Source organism: Dactylosporangium darangshiense, from assembly GCF_039537565.1.
Lineage (GTDB): Bacteria > Actinomycetota > Actinomycetes > Mycobacteriales > Micromonosporaceae > Dactylosporangium > Dactylosporangium darangshiense.
On record NZ_BAABAT010000001.1, the window covers coordinates 69,436 to 90,248 of the forward strand.

Consider the following 20,813-nt stretch of genomic DNA (forward strand, 5'->3'; position numbering starts at 1 on the left):
CCAGGCCCGTCGTCGCGACCCGCCGTGGGCCGCCATGTACCGGCCGACCAAGGTCTCATCGATGACCTCACGGGCCGCCGGCCTGGCGCTCGCCGACGGCCTGGGCCGCCGCCCCTGCGCGGCCCAGGAACAACGCCGCCCCCACCCCAGCCAGGTACTGGGCCGGGCTGAGATCGGCCGGCAACGGCTGCGAGCCCGCACAGCCCGACATCGACATGAGCAGTTCGGCTACCCGCACCAGAAGACGGCAGGCACCGTGTTCGGGCCCCAATCCACCCGGCCGACCAGCAGGATCGACGTCGACTCCCCGGGGCGCAGACGCGAGTGCCCCGGGGTCACCTCGACCGACGCCGCCGTCTGCCGCACCGTGCCGTCCACCACCCGGTCGACCTTCTGCGTGCCGGTATAGGCGTACCGGAGCTTCCAGTCATGCAGCGTCCGCCCGCTCGTGTTGCGAACCGTGGCGGTTGCGAGGAAACCGCGTCCGAAGTCGACCACATTGCGGTACGACACCGAGCACGCCGGCGCCGGCACCGGGCCGCCGTCGCCCTGGTCGGCCAGGAACGAGGACACCCACGACAGGGTCGCGTTCCAGTTGATCGCGATCTCGTTCGTCGACCAGCCCTCGATGTCGTCGATGTAGCAGAACTGCGGTGGGCAGCCCGGCGGGATCCTCGTCGCCGCCGGGTCCTGGGCCGAGGAGTTCGGCCCGCCGGCGAGCGAGCCGGCCGGCGGGCTGGGCAGGGCCGGGTTGAGCTGGTGGGCGTACATGCGGGAGTGCTGGTTGTGTGCAGCCTGCTTGCCGAACCCGGTGACGTACGACTGGTTCAGCGCGTTGCGGCCGAGCAGGTAGTCCATGCCGCTCGCCACGCCGTCACGGAAGGCGACAGAGCCCGTCAGGTCGAACGCCGTCGCCAGCACCACCAGGTTGTTGAGCACCAGGTTGTTGGAGCCCCAATCGAACCGCCCGCTGGCGGGAGCGTACGCAAGGCCGTAGGGGTTGGCGCGCAGCGTGGCCAGGTACCTCTGCGCGCCGTCTACCACGGACTGCCGCACGCGGGCCCGGTCCGGCAGCCCGCTGGGGACGGTCGCCAGGTCGAGCCGGCCGGCGGTGGCGGTGAACTTCCAGTCGAAGCCCTGCGGCCGGAACACGTCCGCGGTATGCCACGGCGACGCCATGACTGCGTCCTGATAGGCCCTTTCGCCGGTACTGAGGTACAGCTCGGCGGCCGCCCAGTAGAACTCGTCGGACACGTCGGCGTCGTCGTACGCGCCGCCGCCGATGTGGTCGGACGACGGGGCGTAGATCGCCGGGTGGGCGGCGGCCGCGGTCCAGGCGGTACGCGCGGCGTCGAGGAGCTTGGCCGCGAACGCCTTGTCGTACGGCTGGAAGATCCGTGCGCCCTGCGCGGCGACCGCCGCGAAGTTGAGCGTCGCCGCCGTCGACGGCGGGTGCAGCTCGCGCGGCTGCGGGTCGGCCGCCGGGTCGAGCGGCAGGCCGGTCCAGTTCTGGTCGTGGACCTTGTGGTGCACCATGCCGGCGAGCGGCCGGCCGGCCGGGACCTGCATGCGGAGCATGAACTCCAGCTCCCAGCGGGCCTCGTCGAGGACGTCCGGCACCTGGTTGCCGTGCTCGGGGATCCGCAGCGAGCCGTCACCCAACCTGCCGGGTTCCACAAGAGCCAGCTTGGTCCGCTCGAACGTGCTCATGAGCTGGTAGACCGCGATGCCACCGTTGACGACGTACTTGCCGTGATCGCCCGCGTCGTACCAGCCGCCGCGCACGTCGAGCCGGTAGTCGCAGACGCCCACCTGGCAGGGCGTGTCGGTGTCGCCCCGGTTGGGCGGGACGCCGAGGTGACCGGCGGCCCGGCCGTAGCCAGGCGCGATGCTCCCAAGGATCGCGATGCCGCTGCGCTGGGTGTAGTAGAACGACAGCGCGTCGACGCGCAGCTTCTCGTAGGCGGCGTTGACCCCGATGTCGAACGGCACGCTCGTCTCGCCGTCGGCCATCAGGGTCAGGCCGGTGCCCGCCACGCGGTACCGGCCGAAGTCGACGGTGTGCACGTTCTGCCCCGACGTCGGGTCGACGCCGCGGGGCGTGGTGTTGCCCTGAGCGACCACGACGCCCGCGGCGTTGCGCAGCTGCCAGGGCAGCGACGCGGTCGCCTTGGTGACGACGGTCGCCTCCTTCGGGCCTTCGGTGAGGTAGCCGACCTGGTTGACCTGCACGCGGGGGTGGATGTCCGGGACGTTCACCGGTCGCGGCGTCCCTCCCTGCAGCGAGACGTCGTCCAGGCACACGGTCCAGACGGTGGTGCCGCCTCCGAGCTGGAAGGCGACCTGACCGGCGGTGGTGCTGGCAGCCGCCTTGAACGTGTAGCTGAACGCCTTCGGGGTCGTCGTCAGCGCTGTGGGGGCCGACAGCTCCGGGGTGTACGGAGGGTCGGCCAGCTGGACGTTTGCGCGCATCGTCGCCGGGGTTGTGGCGCTGGCGGTGAACGCGAGCCGGTAGGACTCGCCGGCCTGCAGTGTGATGGCGTTCTGCCCGATGATGGCGTTCCACGCGTTGGGTGTGCCGGCCGGGACGGTGGCGCAGAGCCGGCCGCCGACCGCGCTCGCCGGCGTGTTGCCGGTCCACCACCACGGGTCCGTGCCGCTGTCGAACGTGCCGTTGACGACCTGTTCCGGCGGATCGGCTCCGGCGGGTGTGGCGGGAGTGGCCAGCGGGACGACCAGCAATGCCCCTGCGGCACCGACGAGAAGAGAGTGTTTCACGGGACTTACTTTTGGTAGAAAACTTAGGAGCGCTCCCACTGTGACCCGGCACACGTCCGGGTGCCAACTTTTTTTGACAGCCGCGGTCACAGCTAGCGGATCGGGTAGGACGCGCAGGGCCTTCAAGGAGGTCCGATGCACACCAGGAAATCGAAGGCGCGAGTACTGCTGGCGCTGTGCTGCTTGGCGTTCAGTTTTGTGGCCGCCGGATGCGGCTTTACCGAATCGGGCAAGAACCAGCTCGTGATCAACACGTTCGGCGACTTCGGATATCGCGAGCTGTACGCCAGGTACCAGCAGAGCCACCCCCGACTCAAGATCGTCGAGCGTGTCGTCTCCTTCGACGACCATCACAAGAACCTGCAGGCGCACCTGCTCGGGGGATCAGGGACCGGCGACATCGAGGCGGTCGAAGGCGGCTACATGGCGCAGTTCAAGGCCATGGCGGACAAGTTCGTCGATTTCAGGGACTACGGCGCCGACCCGCACCAGTGGCTGCCGTGGAAGGCGCAGCAGGCGACCAGTGCCGACGGGAAGTTGATCGGTCTGGGTACCGACGTCGGAGGCCTGGCGATGTGCTACCGCAGGGATCTGTTCGCACAGGCCGGCCTGCCCACCGACCGCGATGAGGTCGCCGCGCTGTGGCCGGACTGGCGGTCCTACATCGCGACCGGCAAGCGGTTCAAGGCCAACGCGCCCAAGGACGTTGCCTGGTTCGACTCCGGTTCCAACGTCTTCAACGCCATCATCGGTCAGGCAACCGTCGGCTATACCGACTCGGACAACAAGGTGGTCGTGGCGAGCAATCCCGCCGTCAAGCAGGCGTTCGACCTCGCGGTCGAGGCAGTGCGGGCCGGCGAGTCGGCGAAGCTGACCACCTTCAGCCAGCAGTGGAACGCCGGGTTCCAGCAGGGATCGTTCGCGACCGTGGCATGCCCGGCGTGGATGACCGACACCATCAAGCAGAACGCGCCGCAGACCAGCGGCAAGTGGGACATCGCCACAATCCCCGGTGGCAGCGGCAACTGGGGGGGTTCCTTTCTGACCGTACCGAAAAAGAGCAAGCATCAGAAGGAAGCCGTTGAGCTCGCCAAGTGGCTCACCGCGCCGGAGCAGGCGAGCTGGATCTTCCGAACCCAGGGGCACCTGCCCAGCCAACCGGCGCTCTATGACGACCCGGCAATCGTCGGATACACCAACCCGTTCTTCAACAATGCGCCGACCGGCCGGATCTTCACCACGGCGGCCAAGAGGCTGCGCCCGCAGTACCAAGGTCCCAAGGATGGCGACATCGGTCCGCTGATCGGCCAGGGGATCAATCGGGTCGACAAGGGTAAGCAGCGACCCGAGCAGGCCTGGCGACAGGTTCTGAAAGACGTGGCAAACGCCACCGCGCCGTAGCCGACGAGATTGTCGCTCCCGGCCGGCGAAAGAGATTCCGAAAGGAGCCACCAGCTGATGACAGCTTCAGCACGTTCAGCGGTGGTACGTCCGCGGCGAGGTCCCCCGTGGGCCACGGCCGACCGGTGGGCCCGCCTGCATTACAAGCTCGACGTGAAGGGAATGCCGTATCTCTACATCGCGCCGTTCTTCCTGATCTTCTTCGTGTTCGGGCTGTTCCCGATCCTCTATACCGGCTGGATGGCCCTTACCCAGTGGAACCGCGTCGTGCCGGGCAGCAGCGACACCTTCGTAGGGTTCGGCAACTTCGCTCGGCTCATCCACGACGACTACTTCTGGAACGCACTGCGCAACACTTTCGCCATCGGCGTGCTGGGCACCGTGCCCCAGCTGTTGCTCGCCATGTGGATCGCCCACCTGCTGCATCGCCAGTTGCGTGCCCGCACGCTGCTCCGCGTGGGTGTCCTGGTGCCCAACGTCACCTCGGTCGCCGCCGTCGGACTGATCTTCGCCGCGCTGTTCGGGCGGGACTTCGGCCTGATCAACTGGCTGCTCAGCCTGGTCGGCCTGGGCAAGATCGACTGGCAGGCGGGCACCTGGCAATCATGGTCGGCGCTGGCCATCATGATCACCTGGCGGTGGACCGGCTACAACACCCTGATCTATCTCGCCGCGCTGCAAGCGGTGCCGGAAGACCTCTACGAGGCGGCGGAGGTCGACGGCGCCGGCGAGTTCCAGAAGTTTCGCAGCATCACCATCCCGGCGCTGCGGCCGACGATCATCTTCACCGTCATCATGTCAACGATCGGCAGTATCCAGCTGTTCACCGAGCCGCTCATGTTCAACCCGGGGCTGAGCCCGACCGGCGGCGACTCCCGCGAGTTCCAGACCTTGGCCATGTACGTCTACGAACAGTTCTGGAGCCACGGCAAGTACGGCTACGCGTCCGCGGTGTCCTGGGCCATGTTCATGATCATCATTGTCGCGGTCGGCGTGAACTACCTGCTGGTTCGACGTATTCGGAGCGCCACATGAGCGTCATACGGCTTTTCCCTGCCCACCGCAGGTCTGCAGCGCCGGGCCGCCGCCGGGCCGGAGCGTCGACCTATCTGCTGCTGGGCGCCATCGTCGCGGTGTCCGTGTTCCCGCTGTACTGGTCATTGGTCGCGTCTTCGCAGGACAACTCCGCAGTGGGGAGCTGGCCGCCCAAGCTGCTGCCCGGAACCCACCTGTTGGCCAACCTGCAGCAGGCATTCTCCCAGGGCGTCTTCGGCCTGGCGCTGCTCAACTCGACGATTGTCGCGAGCACGGTCACCGTCTCAGTGGTGCTCACCAGCACACTGGCCGGATTCGCGTTCGCGAAGCTGCGGTTCCGCGGCAGCAACGCGATGCTCACGTTCGTTGTCATGACGATGATGGTTCCGGCTCAGCTGGGCATCATCCCGCTGTACATCATGATGTCCCAATGGCTGGGCTGGACCGGCCAGCTGCAGGCGGTGATCGTCCCGGCGGCCACGTCCGCCTTCGGGGTGTTCCTGATGCGCCAGTACCTGGCCGAAGCGCTGCCCAATGAGCTGCTCGAAGCCGGCCGGGTCGACGGATGCTCGACGACCCAGCTGTACTGGCATGTCGTGCTGCCCGCGGCGCGGCCCGCTGCCGCGGTGTTGGCGCTGTTCACCTTCATGGGCGCCTGGAACGACTTCTTCTGGCCCCTTTTGGCCCTGGGCCAGAGCAACCCGACCGTCCAGGTTGCCCTGTCGACGCTGGCCGGCGGCTACTACATGAACTACTCGCTCGTGCTCGCCGGAACCCTGATCAGCACGGCGCCGATCCTGCTGGTGTTCGCCGTTCTCGGCAAGCAGATCATCGGCGGAATCATGCAGGGGGCGGTCAAGGCATGACCGGCTGCCTGCGGTCGCAGGCCTCGGGTGGCGGATCGGCCGGTTACCGTTGCCGGTGTGCGGACGGAGGCGGGCGAGACGATCAGGTTCTCGGTGCTCGGCTCGATCACGGTGGTCCGCGCCGGCGCTGAGCTGCATCTCGGCGCCCGTCAGCAGCGCCTGGTGCTCGCGTTGCTGCTGGCCCGGGCCGGTGCACCGGTCTCCTCGGCGGAGCTGGTCGACCTGCTCTGGGACGAGGAGGCTCCGGCCAGCGCCGCGAACGTCGTGCACCGGCACGTCGGGATGCTCCGGCGGCTGCTCGAGCCCGGCCTGCCCAAACGGTCGGCGGGCCGGCACATCCTGCGGGAGCCCTCGGGCTATCGGCTGTACGCCGACGAGGACTCCCTTGACCTGCTGAAGTTCCGGTCGTTGAGCCGGCTGGCGGGCCGGCATCTGCAGGATGGCGACCCGGAGTCGGCGCTGCGGCATTTTCTCGACGGGCTGCGGCTGTGGCGCGGCCGGTGTGCCGCGGGCCTGGAACCGGCCTCCCGCCAGCATCCCGCCTTCCTCGCCGTAGAGGCCGAACGCGCCAACGCCGTGCGTGAGGCCGCCGACGCCGCCGAGCGCTGCGGCCGGCTGAGCGCGGTGCTGGCGCCGTTGCGGCAGGCCGCCGAGCAGCACCCGCTCGACGAGTCGCTGCAGAGCCGGCTGCTGCTGGCGCTCGCCGCCGACGGCCGCCAAGCGGAGGCCGTCGAGCTGTACCGGGTGGTGCGCCGCCGGCTCGCCGACGACCTGGGCATCGATCCGGGTGAGGAGCTGCGGGAGGCGTACGACCGGCTGCTGCACCAGCGCACCCGGTCGGCGCGTACCACGTCGCCGCCGCCACCGCCCCGGCCCGCGCAACTGCCGCCTGACCTGCCCTTCTTCAGCGGCCGGGACGACCTCATCGCCGAGGCCCGCGCGGCGGTCGCGCGCCCGGGCGGGCCGGCTGTGCTCGCGATCGACGGCATGCCCGGGATCGGCAAGACCGCCCTCGCCGTGCATCTCGCTCACGAGTTCACCGCGGAGTACCCGGACGGGCAGTTGTATGTCGACCTGCGCGGATACGACGGGCAGGAGCCGTGGATGAGCCCGGGCGAGGCGCTGCGCGGCTTCCTCGGGTCGCTCGGGGTGCCTCAGGAGGGCATCCCCGCCGAGCTGCACGCCCAGGCGGGCATGTACCGCAGCCGCCTTGCCGGCCGGCGCCTGCTGATCGTGCTCGACAACTGCCGGGACGCCGAGCAGATCCGGCACCTGCTGCCGGGCAGCCCCGGCTGTCTGGTGATCGTCACCAGCCGCAGCCGGCTCAGCACCCTGCTGACCACGGCCGGCGCGTACCCGTTGCCGATCGGCCTGCCGAGCGTCGACGAGGCCCGAGCGGCGCTGCTGGGGCCGCTCGGCCCCGGGCGCTTCGCGGCGGACCCGGCCGCGATCGACGCCATCATCGCCGGCTGCGGGCGGCTGCCGCTCGCGCTGGCGGTGGTGGCCGCCCGCGCGGCGAGCCTGCCGCGGACGCCGACGGCGCAGATCGCCGCCGAGCTGGCCCAGGCGCCCGGGAGCCTGGACGGCTTCGACGGCAACGACCCGCAGACCGGCCTGCGGGCCGCCTTCTCCTGGTCCTACCAGGCACTCTCCGCGCCGGCCGCCCGGCTCTTCCGGCTGCTGCCGCTCCATCCGGGCCCGGACATCTCGATCGCCGCGGCGGCGGGGCTGGCCGGCGACCCACTGCGCAGCACCCGGGCAGTGCTGGGCGAGCTGAGCCGCGCGCACCTGATCAACGAGGACCTGCCGGGCCGCTACCGGACCCATGACCTGCTGCTGGCCTATGCCATGGAGCTCGGCGAGGAGAACGACAGCCCGGCCGAACGTGCCGCCGCGGAGCTTCGCTGCCTGCAGTTCTACCGGGCCACCAGCTATCACGCGCACCGGCGGCTCCTGACCTCCGAGGACCACCCGATGATCGAGCCGGGGCCGGGCGACACGCCGCTGCGCTTCGCCGATCACGGCGACGCCATGCGCTGGTTCACCGCCGAGCGGCAGGTCCTGATCGCGCTGGTCGGCCGGGCCGCCCGGCAGGGCCGGCACACCGATGCCTGGCAGCTCGCCCTGGGTATGCAGTACTTCCTCGAACGCAGCGGCCGGTGGTCGGACTGGACGGCGACCGGCGAGGTGGCCCTCGAGGCCGCCCGGGCCGGCGGCGACCTGGTCGGGCAGGCCCGGATGCACCGCAGCCTGGCCGGGGCGGCCTACTTCCGGCACGAGCACGAGACCGCGGTCGGGCATCTCGACCGGGCGGTCGAGCTGCTCGCCCGGCTCGGCCTGCACGGCGAGATGACTCGGGCAGGGATCAACCGGGCGATGATTCTGCGCGCCCAAGGCCGACACGAGGAGGTCGTCCGGACGCTGTCCGCGGCGCTCGAGCCATGGGTGGCCGGGCACGACAAACTGCTCGCGGACGTCCTGGTGATCATGGCCGCGAGCGAGGCCGAACTGGGCCGGGCGGACGAGGCCGGGCGGCACGCGGAGCAGGCGATGGCGCTGTCGCGCGGTGCGCAGTACAAGCTGGGCATCGCCGAGGCGTGGGAGGTGCTCGGCCAGGTGCATTTCGCCCGCCGGGAGCTCGGCCAGGCGGTTGACTGCTGGCGCGAGGCGGCCGTGGCCTACCGGGAGGCCTCGGCGCCGGCGCCGGCCGCGGAGGTGCTGGCGCTGCTCGGCGACGCCCTCGCCGCCGCCGGCGACCAGGACGCCGCGGTGCGGGCGTGGCAGGAGGCGCTGGACCTGCTCCCCCACGGGCAGACCCGGATGAGCCAGCGGCTGGCCGACCTGCTCGCGGCGGTCACGTCGCGTCCGTGACCGACTGCCGTCTGCGACGGCACTCGATTCGCACTTCGGCGTCAGGCCATTCGCATCCGTCGTCCCTAGGCTCGGGCCTCATTCACCGTTGCTGCTGCGTACGGGGGAGATCGTGCTGCGGGTACCCGATGGATCACCGGCCGGCAGGGCCGAGCGCATGACCGCGCTGCATGCCGACCACGCCCACGCCGTGCTGCGTCTGCTGCTCGTGCTGACCCGCGGCCAGTCGCCGACCGCCGAGGATCTGCTCCAGGAAACGATGCTGCGGGCCTGGCGGCACCTCGACGCAGTACCTGCCGAGCCCGATGCCGCCCGTCGGTGGCTCTGCACCGTCGCCCGGCGGCTCGTCATCGACAGCGTCCGGCTGCGGCGGGGCCGCCCGACCGAGGTCCATCTCGTCGACATGAGCTGGATTCCCGCTGGTGATGACACCACCGGTACTGCGCTGGCGTCGTACGCCATCCGGCATGCACTCGGCCGGCTGAGCCCGGCGCAGCGCAGTCTGCTCTCCGACGTCTACCTGGCCGGGCGGTCACCGGAAGAGGTCGCCGGCCGGTTGGGAGTGCCGATAGGAACGGTGAAGTCCCGGACCCACCATGCGCTGCGCGCCCTGCGCACCGGCCTGCGGGCGGCCTGAGCAGGTACGACGACGCCGGCCACCGAGTCGAAGCTCACATTGCCGCGGCGGCGCACCCGTTTCGCAGTGCGGGCCCTGCCATGCTGTCATCACGATGACCGGCCAGCTCTCGTTCGCCGTGCTCGGCCCGGTGCGGGCCTGGCGCGGCCGGTCCGAAATCGACCTGGGTCCTCGGCAGCAGCGGCTGATCCTGGCGTTGCTGCTCGCCCGGGCCGGCGGCGCGGTCAGCGTCGCCGAACTCGTCGACCTGCTCTGGCCGTCCGGCCCTCCACCGAGCGCGGTCAATGTGGTGCACCGGCACGTCGGGATGCTGCGGCGACGGTTCGAGCCGGGCCTGCCGACGCGGGCAGCGGGCTCGGTGCTGATCCGCGACGGCGCCGAATATCGGCTGCGGATCGACGGGGAGTCGCTCGACCTGCTGCATTTCCGGCGCCTGGTCGCCGAGGCCGGTGGCAGCAGCGACGAGCCGGCCGTCGAGCTCTACCGGGAGGCGCTGGCGCTGTGGCACGGCCGGTGCGCCGCCGGCCTGCAGGCCGGCGGCCGGGCGCATCCGGACTTCGCCGCGGTCGACGGTGAGCGGTTTGCGGCCGTGCGGGCGGCGGCCGACGCCGCGGTGCGGGCCGGGCGCGTCCACGCGGTGCTGCCCGCGATCCGGCTGGCCGCCGAGTGCGAGCCGCTGGACGAGGCATTGCAGGCGCGGCTGCTGCTCGCGCTCGCCGCGGACGGCCGGCGGGCCGAGGCGCTCGCGGCGTATGCCGACGTCGAGCAGCGGCTCGCCGATGAGCTCGGCATCCATCCGGGCGACGAACTGCGCGCGGCCCGGGACCGCCTGGTCGAGCCGCCGATGCAGTTGCCGGCCGACCACCCGTACTTCACCGGCCGTCGCGGCGTCTTGGACGCCGCGGAGGAGCTGCTGGCCACAGACCGGGGGATCACCGCGCTGCTCATCGACGGCATGCCCGGCGTCGGGAAGACCACCCTCGCGGTACACCTGGCCCACCGGCTGGCCGGCCGCTACCCCGACGGGCAGTTGCACGCAGACCTGCGTGGATTCGACGCCGGCGGCTCGGTGATGACACCGGCGGAGGCGCTGCGCGGCTTCCTGTCGTCCCTCGGGGTCGCGCCGGGCGCCATCCCGGCGGACGTGCACGCCCAGGCCGACCTCTTCCGCAGCATCCTGGCCGAGCGGCGGGTACTGATCCTGCTGGACAACTGCGGCGACTGGGACCAGATCCGGCACCTGCAGCCCGGCACCGGCGGCAGTCTCGTCATCGCCACCAGCCGCCGCCGGATCACTGGCGTGCCCGGTCCGGCGGGCGCCCACCCGCTGCACCTGCACCCGCTGACCGACGCCGAGGCCCGCGGGCTGCTCACGCGCTGGCTCGGCGACGCGGCGGCCGCCGACCCGGCCGCCTTCGATGAGATCATCGCGCGGTGCGGTGGGCTGCCGCTGGCCCTGGCGCTGGTCGCCACCCGTATCGTCGGCCGGCCCGGGCTCGGCCTGCCCGCAATCGCCGGTGAGCTGGCCGAGGCCGATGGCCGGCTGGCCGGCTTCGGGGACGCGAAGGCCGATCTGGAGGCGATCTTCTCCTGGTCGTACCGGGCCCTGACTCCCGAGGCGGCCCGGCTCTTCCGGCTGCTGCCGCTGCACCCGGCCGGGCCGCTGAGCACGGAGGCGGTGGCCGCGCTGGGTGGCTTGTCCCTGCGCGCTGCCCGCGGCCTGCTCGCCGAGCTCGAGGCGCAGCTGCTGGTCCAACCGGGCAACGGCCGGTGGCACATGCATGATCTGCTGCGCGCCTATGCCGCCGAACTCGGGGAGGAACACGATGACGGGCACCGGTGACCCGGACGCGGCGCCGGTGGGCGCCGCGTCCGGAGCCCAACCTCAGTACCGGTAGGCGCGGATGATGGTCTGCTTGACCGTGTTCCCGCCGCTGTCCGTCGCGGCGGCCCGCAGCGAGACGAAGCCGGTGCCGGCCGGGTTGCGCACCCAGGCGACCGCCTTCTCGCCGGAGCGTTGCACGGTCAGCTGTTGCCAGGTCTTGCCGTCGTCGAAGGACGCCTCGATGCGCAACGCCGTGGTCCGGCCCCGCTCCGCCCCGACCTGGCGGTCGAGGGAGACCGGGATCGCGAACAGCCGGCCGGCCGGCGCCCGGTTGTCGATGTCGAGATCCGGGGTGAACCGGATCGCCGTCATCGGGAGCTTCACCAGTCCACCGTCGCTCACGTGCGCGGACTTGAACGTCCACTCCGCGTCGACCACCGTCGACAGGGTGAACGCCGGGTCGCTGCGGAACGTCGCGGCCAACCGGTAGTCGCCCGCCTGCGCCGGTACGTCCCATGACCACGGCGCCTGGTTCGCGTCGCCGATCTTGACCCCGTTGCGGTAGAGGTTCACCTCGACGCTGCCGCCGCGAGCGAACCGGAAGCCCATGTGCCCGGTGCCGTCGCCGTGCAGGGGCCCCGGCCCGCCCATCGTGTCGCCGAAGTAGCGGGTGGCGAACTGCTGGCCGAAGTTCGGCTCCGGGAAGACCGGCCCGGCCACCGCGTTGGCCCACTTCACCGTGTACGTGCGCCCGGGCTCGAAGCTGGTCCACGCCGACTCGTAGTACGTGTACCCCCGCTGGGCCGAGGTCGACTGCCACACCGCCTGCTTGTCCTTGGTGTAGTACTCGGTGACGGTGCTCGGCACGTCGTAGGTGAAGGTCGGCGGCACGTTGCGCTCGTCGCGGTAGACCGGCGAGTTGCCGGGCGCGTGCGCGACCGCGGACCGCGAGACCGGCACGCCGGCCACGTCCGCGCTGATCTGGGAGCGGACCGTGGCGAAGTCGTCCGGGCGCAGCTTGCGGGTCAGCCCGGTCATCATCCTCTCCGGTTCGTAGAGATAGACCCGGTAGACGTACGGGCTGTTGTGCAGGCCGCCGTCCTGGTCGACCTGGCCCCACATCCCGTGGACGTAGGAGACGAAGCCGGGCGTCTTGCCGTTCCCGATCTGCGCGGTCCGCACGTGATCGAGGGGAACGTTCATGAGGACGCCGTACGGGTCGTTGCTGCCCCAGATCTGCGGCTGCTCGGTCCGGATCGTCCAGCCCGACTCCTGCCAGACCGCGGTCGCCTTCGGGTTCGGCACCGATACGGCGATCGGCTTGGCCAGGCGGGCGTCCATGGTCAGCGCCTGGTCCCTGGTCAGGTCGAGGCTCGGGCGCACCAGCGACGTGATGTCCGGGAAGAACGGATCGCCGGTCAGCAGGTAGGTCTGCACCAGGTAGCGGCCCGCCCGGAGCCGGTACTCGGTGGTTGCCGGGTCGCCGAGCACCAGTTGGGTCTGCCGGTCCAGGTCGGTCAGGATCGTCACCCAGCCCTGATCGGCTTTGGGCGCTCCGCCGTCCGGCCCGACGAGCTTCAGGTTCAGCTCGTGGCGGGCGACGTCGAGCGCGACCGGGGTCTGCACCTGCGCGCCGCCGCCGGTGGCGGTCACCTCACCGCCGAAGTAGCGGTCGGGCAGGCCGGCGCCGGCCTGCACGGTGACGGTCACGCTGGCCGTGCCGCCGGCCGGGACCGTCACCGAAGAGGCGCTGAGGCTGAACAGGCCGCTCGGCGCCGGGGCGCCGTCGGCGTCCTTGGCGTCGAGGGAGAGCGCCAGGGTGAGCGCGGAAGAGCCGCTGTTCGAGTACGTCACCGTGCTCTTCTGTGCAGTGGTGGTCCGGTCGAAGGCGACGCTGACCGGGCTGGCCGTGACGGTCTGCTGGATCGCCCGGGCGACGTTGAGGAAGCCCGCGCCCTGCTCGTAGACGCCGATGGCGGCGTTCGGCTGCGCGGCCGCCATCAGCGTGGACTTGATGCGCTCAGGCGCCCAGTCCGGGTGCTGCTGGGCCAGGATCGCCGCCGCGCCGGCCACGTGCGGCGTCGCCATCGAGGTGCCGGAGAGGCTGGCGTACTGCGGGTTCTCGCTGTCCGGCCACAGGTCGGAGGTCGAGCTGCGGGCGGCGACGATGCCGACGCCGGGCGCGGTGATGTCCGGCTTGATGCCGGCGTCGCTCGTGCGCGGACCCCGGCTCGAGAACTCGGCCAGCTCGCCCGTCTTGGTCACAGCGCCGACGGTCAACGCCTCGGCCACGTCGCCGGGCGAGTTGATCGTGGATTCGCCGCCGAGGCCGTCATTGCCCGCGGCGACGACGAAGAGCACGCCGTAGCGGTGGGTGAGGTCTTGCAGGGCCGCCTCGATCGGGTCGGTCTCCGGGCTGTCGGGGCCGCCGAGGCTCATGTTGGCGACCTTGACGCCCTGCTGCGCCGCCCAGGTCATGCCGGCCACGATCGCCGACTCCGGGCAGCCGATTTCGGTACAGACCTTGGCGCTGTAGAGGGTCGCGCCCGGCGCCATGCCCTTGTACCGGCCCTGCGACGCGGCCGCGCTGCCGGCGATGGTGGATGCGACGTGGGTACCGTGGCCGACCCGGTCGAGGGTGTCGGGGTCGGTGGTGAAGTTCTCCGCGGCGGCGACGCGGCCGGCGAGATCGGGGTGGGTCTGGTCGATGCCGGTGTCGATCACACCGACCTTCACGCCCGCTCCCGTCCAGCCGGCCTGCCAGGCCTGCGGCGCGCCGGTCATGGGGACGCTGACGTCGAGGGTGGGGTGGCGCAACCCGTCGAGCCAGATCTTGTCGAACCCGGCCCGCAGTTGCCGCTCGGTGCCACTCGCGGCGGACGTGATGGTGTTCCAGAACGACACCGCGTCCGCGCGGCTCTCCGCGACGGCGCTCGCTCCGGAGAGCTCCCGGGTGGTCCTGGCGCCGGCGAGGCCGCCGGGGGCGGCGCTGCCGTGCTGGACGATGAGCGGCAGGGTGGCCCGGGTGTCGTCGTAGCCGAAGCCGACCAGCATCGAGATGTTGAAGAGCCGCTCGTCGAGCTTGCCCCGGTTGAGCAGCCCGACGGCGTCGGCGGGGATGACCTCCACGTCCTGGCCGGCGCTGTGTTTGATGAACGGAATCCGTTCCCGTCCCTTGCCCGGCACGACGTCGACGGTCGTCTCGCCGTCCTTGGTGCTGACGTGGACGGTGTCGCCGGTGAGCAGAGTGACCGTCCGGGGCTTGGCCGCGACCGTGGGTGTGGTCGACGGCCGGGTCTGGGTCTGGGGCTGCGCCGACGCCGGCGAACCGCCCGCAGTCACCGCCGAGACGCCCAGCACCAGCAATGCCAGCGCCGATATCCTGCGAACTGATCTCATCTTTCTCCCTGGATGAACGCGAGAGCTATCCAGGCGCACCGGACGTGACCAGCGGGTGAAAGTTCATCCAGAGTGACGTAGATCACTACCCAGGGCGTGGGTGGTGCGGATGGCGGTCGTGGCCCAGGCCGCGACGAGTACCACGTAGAGCACGACCGCCAGCGCGGCGATGACGTGAGCGTGGCTGCGCGCGGCGAGGCCGGTGGCGCCGGTGACGAGGGTGCCGACCGGGAACACGAAGCTCCACCAGGCCAACGTGAAGGGCACGCCGCCGCCCGACGAGCGATGCGTCCGCAGGGTGATGGTGGCGGCCAGCGCGAGCCACAGCATGGCGAACCCGAACGCGGGCAGGCCATAGAACAGAGCGAAAACCTGCGCGCCGGTACCGTACGGGGCGGGAAGCACGCCGGCGGCGGCGCTGCCGAGCAGATGGGCCGCGGTGATCGACTGGCCGAGCGGGCCGAGGACGATCCACAGCGTCGGCACCATTCGGGCCGGGCCGACCCGGTGCCGGACGAGCCGGGCCCAGAGCTGGGTCACGATGACGACCGTCGCGAAGAGGCTGATCCCGAACAGGGCGTAGCCGGCCAGGACCAGGTCGAGGCGAAGCTGGCCGGGCGGCAGGTAGGGCACCAGCAGGGCACCGTTGGCGGCCGACACCATCGGCGGCACGACCGGCATCAGCCATCCGCCGAACGCGGCGTCCGGACCGATCTCGTGCCGGGTCATCATGAGGTACGGAATGGCGACGGCGGTGACGAGGCCGCCGACGGTACCGGCAAGCCAGAGCACGCTGGCGACGGCGACCGCCAGGTCCGTCCCGAGCCAGTCCCGGCCCAGCAGCAGCGCGCCGCCGCCGACCGTCATGGCCGCCATCGGCGGTGCGCCCCAGAACTGGGCCATGACCGGATCCGCGGCGTACCCGAGCGCCGTGGCCCGGTGCCGGCGCAGGTGCACCGCCCAGGCCGTGCTCAACGCAAGGAGCAGGGCGGCCGCCAACGCCCACACGAAGGTCGCGGCGAGCCGCAGGCCGGGCAGGTGCAGCGGCACCGTCGCGGCGGCGTTGGCAACGATGCCGGTACCCATCACCGCGGCGAACCAGTTCGGCCCGAAGTACGCGCGCACGGCCGGCGCCTCTAACACGGCGTTCATGTGACTCACTGTCCGGCGACGATCGGCCGGTCGGTAGGCGGGAACAGCCGGTGACCTCATAAGCTGCGGTTATGCCTCTGCCGCCGGTGGTGTCCGACCTGACCGGCTTCGACCTGCTGCTTTCGGTCGTCCGGCTCGGCAGCGTCGGCCGGGCAGCCGAGGCACACCACATCTCACAGCCGGCGGCGAGCGCTCGCCTGCGGCAGCTGGAGCGCCGGCTCGGCATCACGCTGCTGCACCGGACCCCGAGCGGATCCACGCTGACCGAGGCCGGCGCACTGGTCGCCGACTGGGCCCGCGCGGCGGTGGACGCCGCCGCCACGCTCGCCGCCGGGGCCGAGGCGCTGCGCGGCACCATGGACAGCCGGCTCGTGGTCGCCGCCAGCCAGACCATCGCCGAGTACCTGCTGCCCGGCTGGTTGGTGACCCTGCGCCGCGCGCACCCGGACCTCAGCGTCGCGTTGCACGCCGGCAACTCCACGCAGGTCGCCGACCAGGTCCTGACCGGCGCCGCCGGGCTCGGCTTCGTCGAAGGGCCGGACGTCCCCGGCGGACTGCAGGGCGAGACCGTCGCCGAGGACCGGCTCGTCGTCCTCGCCGCCCCCGGGCACCCCTGGACCCGCCGACGGCGCGGCATTACCCCGGCCGAGCTGGCCGCCACCGCCCTGGTCGCCCGGGAGGTCGGCTCCGGCACGCGCCGCGCCCTGGAGTCGGCGTTGCACGATCACGGTCACGGCGCCATCGCGCCGCCGATGCTCGAGCTGTCCTCCACCACCGCCATCAAGCACGCCGTTGCGGCTGGCAGCGGACCGGCCGTGCTGAGCTCCATGGCCGTCACCACGGAACTCGCCACCGCCACGCTCGTCACGGTGCCCGTCGTGGGGTTGCCGCTGCGCCGCAGCCTGCGGGTCGTGTGGCAATCCGGTCGGCAGCTCACCGGCCCCGCGCGCGACCTGTACACCATCGCCCGGCGATCACCGTGGTGAGGTCCTCGACCGCGTCGACGGTCCTCGTGCAGAGGGCGACGGTTTGGCTCACCGCCGCGCTGTCGGAGTCGGCCGCCACCAGCGGCAGGCCTGAGCGAGCGGCGAAGCTGTCGTAGGCCGACCGCAATGCGCCCGGGGTGACGGTTTCGGCTCCGGCGGCGGCCCGGGCCAGGGCGGCGAGGTGCTCGTGCAGGGGGTCGGCCAGCTCGGTGAGCTCCGGGACGGTGTCGTTCGGAGTGCGCGGCAGGTGCTCGAGCAACAGGGTGGAGCACCCGGCGACGGTGGACACCTGGCTGCTGATCTCGTCGAGCTGCCGGGTCGACCAGGGACTGAGATGGTGTGCCGGCTCGGTGTGCGACTGCCGCACGGCGGCCTGGAGTTGCTCTCTGGCCTGCCGTGTCCGTGCGCGCAGCTCGTCGATGGCGGCGGGGTCGGCAGCGCCGACGCTGGCGTAGCCGGTCACCAGTTGAGGGAGCAGCCGGTCCTGCAGCCGTAGCCATTGTGCGAGCAGGTCCGGCAGACGCCGGTTGGACCAGGTGGGCCAGGCCAGGAAGATCAGCACCGCCAGTGCGGCGCCGACCACCGTGTCGGCGGCGCGTGCCCAGGCCGTGGGACCGGGCAGCGCACCGGCGCGGTGGAGCAGGAAGACGATCCATGCGGTCAGCCAGAGGTTGAGCATCAGCTGCCCGGTGCCCCGGGTGAGAAACGCCATCGAGGCCAGCACGACCGACGCGGCCGCGAGGCCGGTGGGCGACCAGTCCGGCAGGGAAAGTGCCCAGGCGAGGAGGCCGCCGAGCAGGGCCCCTGCCGCTCGGCCCAAGCCGCGGGCGACGGTCTGCCCATACTCGGGGAAGAGCACGAGCATGGTGGCGAGCGCCACCCAGAAGCCGTGTCCGGGAATGCCCAGCCCGCCCCATCTGCCGATCGCCTGGCCGATCAGCTCGGCGATCACCACGCCCACCGCCAGTCGCACCGCATGGCGGAAGATCGGCGCTTGGGGGTGCAGCTGCGCCCGCACCCGCCGGGCCGTGCGGGCCACCGTGGGGCAGCCGGCGTACAGGCCCGGGATCTCGGCGTGCGGTTCGAGGACCCCGCCGAGTCGGCCTTCGGTGGATCGCCGGGCCAGCTGCTCGGCCTCGCGCAGCCGGGCGACCAGGTCGCGCGGGCTCCGCTCGGGCGAGGCGGCCGCCCAGGGCTCCAGCCGTGTCCACTCCGCAGTGGCAGTGCGGTGCTCACGTCCGGACGCGACCGTACGGGAGACGGCGTCCAGTACCCGCGCGGCGGCCTGCAGTCCCGCTCGATCGGCGACGACATCCGTCGCCGGCGCGGTGGCCTGCACGGTGTGCAGTGTGCGGCGGATGCGCTCGGCCTCGCCGAGCAGCCCGAACAGGGCCGCCGCGGCCGGTCGGCTGAACTGCGGCAGGAGGTCCAGGGCCTGCCGCGCCGCGATGAACGGCGCGGTCGGCGCCGCCGGGGTGGAGCCGACCGCGCCCGCAGCGACCGTGCCGGCGACTGCGGAGAGCGATCGGTACGCCTCGGCCAGAGCGCGGCGCTGGGCCGCGAATCGAGGATCGTACGGAGGGAGCAACTGCACCGCGATCGCGAGGGCCGTCCCCACGGCAATCCACCCGGCCATCAGCAGGCCGGCGTGCACGCTGGGGGACATGGAACCGGTGATCATGAGCCCCATGACCGCGAAACATGCGCGTGTGCTGGGCGCGACGCCGAGCGTTCGCAACATTCCGGCGGTGAATGCCGCCACGGCGAGTAGCGGCAGGAACAGCCAGGTGACGCCATGCACCAAGGCCCCCAGCACGGCCATGCCGCTGTAGGCGGCGGCCATGGCCAGGGCGTTGACGACGCGGTGGCGTAGCGAGCTCAGCAGCGTTGCCATCGCGCAGATGTAGGCGCCGATGCTGGCCATCGCCCCTGCGGACGGATCGTTCAGCATCAGTCCGAGGAGCGTGGCGAGCAGCACGGCCAGGACAGCCCGTGCAATCGCCCACGGAGCGGAGAAGGCGCGCTGCACGCGCAGCCCCTCCCGGGCGGCGGCGACAAGGGACCTCCACCAGTGCACGTCCCATGCTCCTTAGCCGGTACGGGCGCCACGGCGGTGACATCTGGGCGGCTACCCACGGAGCAGTTCCTCACGCCATTCCGCGAAATCTCGATCGCAGATCAGCAAGCGTGCCGGTCGGCCGCGCGCCAGCCCGCCTTCTGCCGCCTGCCGCGTACGTGTCGCCTGGTGGTCGTCAGATGCCGAGCGCCGTGAGGTACTCCTCAGCGATGACCGCGTGGCCCGGCAGGTTGGGGTGGAGGCGGTCGCCGGCCCACTCCTCGGGCGACGAGACGGCCAGCACCCGGTCGAACGCCTTCTGGGTGCGGATGTGCACGGCGTCGAACTCCTTGGCGAGCGCGCCCACGACTTCGCCGTACCGATCGCTCTCGGCGCGATGTGGGTCGGACAGGTCGGGCTCGATGAGGTACGGATCGGCAAGGATCAGCCGGCAGCCGGTGGCATCGACGGCGCGGTACAGCAGGCGGCGCAGCGTCTGCTCGTACTCGTCGATCGGCACCGCCTCGTCGAGACGGCCGGCGAAGGCGCGCCACACGTCATTGATGCCGATCATCACCGACAGCCAGTCGGGCCGCGTGGCCACGGCGTCGCGTTCCCATCGTTCGGCCAGGTTGCGTACGGTGTCGCCGGAGACACCGTGGTTGATCCACTGCAGGCGCAGCCCGGGGTTACGGGCGGTGACGAACGCACGGACCAGGCTCATGTAGCCGTCTCCGTACGGTGGGACGTTATCGCGCCTCCCCGAGTCGGTGATGCTGTCGCCGATGAACACGATCCGCTGTCCGGCCAGCAGGTGTTGGGGTACGTCTACGCTCATCTGCCCTGTCCGTCGTGATTGATGCCGGCCGGGGGTCCGCCGGCCTCGTCAACCTAACCTCCGCGAGTGCGGCGGTCGCGGCCTGGGGTGCCGAGCGCCGCCGGCTCAGCTGCCGGTCAGGGTCTCGGCGGCGACGCGGGCGGGCGCGGGGTCGGTGAGGATCGTGTAGTGGTTGCAGTCGGGGATCAGCCGGGCCGAGAGTTCCGTCGTGGCCGCCCAGTGCGCGACGACCGGCTCGGGCAGCAGGCCCGGCTCCTGGCCGAGCATGCCGCGCGGCGCGTAGAGGAGCGTGGCGGGCATCCGCAGCCCGGCGAGATCGGTACCGAACTGGCCGGCGCTGAGGATCATGTCGCGGGCGTCGGCGTAGACGGCCTCGGCGTTGACCCGCGAGCGGATCGTGCCCGGCTCTCCGGTCGCGTCGTACCGCACGTACGCGTCGAGGTCGTCGTTCCACGACTCGGCGAGTGCGGGATGGCTGCGGAAGAACGCGACGTACGCGTCCTGTGATTCGAAGGTCATCTTCAGCCGGGCGACGGCCGGGCCGACGGTCGCCTCGAGCAGCGTCTCGGGCGCGATCCCGGTCGGCACCGGCAGCGGCAGTCCGCCGTCGATGAGCACCAGCCGGCTGAACAGCTCGGGGAAGCGGGCGGCGGCGCGCAACGCCGCGTACGCGCCGAGGGACTGCCCGGTCAGCACCACCGGCGCGCCGAGGTGCTTGGCGGCGGCCGCCAGGTCATCGGCGTGCCGGTCCATGCCGAACGGCCCGGGCAGATGGTTGCTGCCACCCCGGCCGCGCAGGTCCAGGGCGACCAGGCTCCAGTCCGCCGGGAGCGCCCGGGCCACGGCGGCGAAGGACATGGCCGATGCGGTGATCCCATGTGCGGCGAGGATGAGCCGGTCGCCGTCGCCGAACCGCAGGGCGCGAAGCGCGCCGGTGCCGTCCGGTGCGGGGATGTCGATCGGGTTCAT

14 protein-coding genes are annotated in these 20,813 nt (G+C 71.6%); 7 read left to right on the forward strand and 7 right to left on the reverse strand.

Going from position 1 to position 20,813, the window contains the following annotated elements:
* Positions 1 to 67: 67 nt before the first annotated feature.
* Positions 68 to 238: a hypothetical protein gene (locus tag ABD901_RS00335; protein WP_345119903.1), complete on the reverse strand. Its 171-nt coding sequence runs from the start codon at positions 236 to 238 to the stop codon at positions 68 to 70.
* Positions 229 to 2,778, reverse strand: coding sequence for a glycoside hydrolase family 9 protein (locus ABD901_RS00340; protein ID WP_425556641.1), 2,550 nt, complete (start codon positions 2,776 to 2,778; stop codon positions 229 to 231). The genes ABD901_RS00335 and ABD901_RS00340 overlap by 10 nt, the downstream gene beginning before the upstream one ends.
* A 135-nt stretch (positions 2,779 to 2,913) precedes the next feature.
* On the opposite strand from ABD901_RS00340, the gene ABD901_RS00345 reads away from it, so the two are divergent.
* The 6 genes from ABD901_RS00345 to ABD901_RS00370 all read left to right on the forward strand — a co-directional run bounded on the left by ABD901_RS00345 (position 2,914) and on the right by ABD901_RS00370 (position 11,431).
* Positions 2,914 to 4,179, forward strand: coding sequence for an ABC transporter substrate-binding protein (locus tag ABD901_RS00345; RefSeq protein ID WP_345119905.1), 1,266 nt, complete (start codon positions 2,914 to 2,916; stop codon positions 4,177 to 4,179).
* A gap of 57 nt (positions 4,180 to 4,236) precedes the next feature.
* Positions 4,237 to 5,214, forward strand: a complete 978-nt coding sequence (locus ABD901_RS00350) for a carbohydrate ABC transporter permease (protein ID WP_380137237.1) — start codon at positions 4,237 to 4,239, stop codon at positions 5,212 to 5,214.
* Positions 5,211 to 6,080 carry a carbohydrate ABC transporter permease gene (locus ABD901_RS00355; protein WP_345119909.1) on the forward strand — a complete coding sequence of 290 codons (870 nt, stop codon included), beginning with the start codon at positions 5,211 to 5,213 and terminating at the stop codon, positions 6,078 to 6,080. Before ABD901_RS00350 ends, ABD901_RS00355 begins: the two co-directional genes overlap by 4 nt.
* 57 nt (positions 6,081 to 6,137) lie before the next feature.
* On the forward strand, positions 6,138 to 8,951 hold the full coding sequence (locus ABD901_RS00360) for an AfsR/SARP family transcriptional regulator (RefSeq protein ID WP_345119911.1): 2,814 nt from the start codon (positions 6,138 to 6,140) through the stop codon (positions 8,949 to 8,951).
* Between the two features lie 88 nt (positions 8,952 to 9,039).
* A complete protein-coding gene (locus ABD901_RS00365; protein ID WP_345119913.1) occupies positions 9,040 to 9,588 on the forward strand; it encodes a sigma-70 family RNA polymerase sigma factor in 549 nt (182 codons plus the stop codon).
* 94 nt (positions 9,589 to 9,682) lie between these two features.
* Positions 9,683 to 11,431 carry an AfsR/SARP family transcriptional regulator gene (locus ABD901_RS00370; protein WP_345119915.1) on the forward strand — a complete coding sequence of 583 codons (1,749 nt, stop codon included), beginning with the start codon at positions 9,683 to 9,685 and terminating at the stop codon, positions 11,429 to 11,431.
* A gap of 42 nt (positions 11,432 to 11,473) precedes the next feature.
* Here the strand turns inward: ABD901_RS00370 and ABD901_RS00375 are convergent, their stop codons facing one another.
* Positions 11,474 to 14,812 carry a S8 family peptidase gene (locus tag ABD901_RS00375; RefSeq protein WP_345119917.1) on the reverse strand — a complete coding sequence of 1,113 codons (3,339 nt, stop codon included), beginning with the start codon at positions 14,810 to 14,812 and terminating at the stop codon, positions 11,474 to 11,476.
* A 63-nt stretch (positions 14,813 to 14,875) separates the two neighbouring features.
* Complete coding sequence (locus ABD901_RS00380) at positions 14,876 to 15,964, reverse strand: TDT family transporter (protein WP_345119919.1); 1,089 nt, start codon at positions 15,962 to 15,964, stop codon at positions 14,876 to 14,878.
* A gap of 71 nt (positions 15,965 to 16,035) precedes the next feature.
* Here ABD901_RS00380 and ABD901_RS00385 point away from each other — a divergent pair, with 71 nt between their 5' ends.
* On the forward strand, positions 16,036 to 16,950 hold the full coding sequence (locus ABD901_RS00385) for a LysR family transcriptional regulator (protein ID WP_345119921.1): 915 nt from the start codon (positions 16,036 to 16,038) through the stop codon (positions 16,948 to 16,950).
* On the opposite strand, the gene ABD901_RS00390 is transcribed toward ABD901_RS00385, so the two are convergent.
* From ABD901_RS00390 to ABD901_RS00400, 3 genes are all read right to left on the reverse strand, one after another.
* Entirely contained in the window at positions 16,898 to 19,027 is a 2,130-nt protein-coding gene (locus ABD901_RS00390) for an FUSC family protein (RefSeq protein WP_345119923.1), read from the reverse strand. The two genes, ABD901_RS00385 and ABD901_RS00390, sit on opposite strands and share 53 nt — an antisense overlap.
* A 175-nt stretch (positions 19,028 to 19,202) precedes the next feature.
* Complete coding sequence (locus tag ABD901_RS00395; protein WP_345119925.1) at positions 19,203 to 19,844, reverse strand: SGNH/GDSL hydrolase family protein; 642 nt, start codon at positions 19,842 to 19,844, stop codon at positions 19,203 to 19,205.
* Between the two features lie 105 nt (positions 19,845 to 19,949).
* Complete coding sequence (locus ABD901_RS00400; protein ID WP_345119927.1) at positions 19,950 to 20,813, reverse strand: alpha/beta hydrolase; 864 nt, start codon at positions 20,811 to 20,813, stop codon at positions 19,950 to 19,952.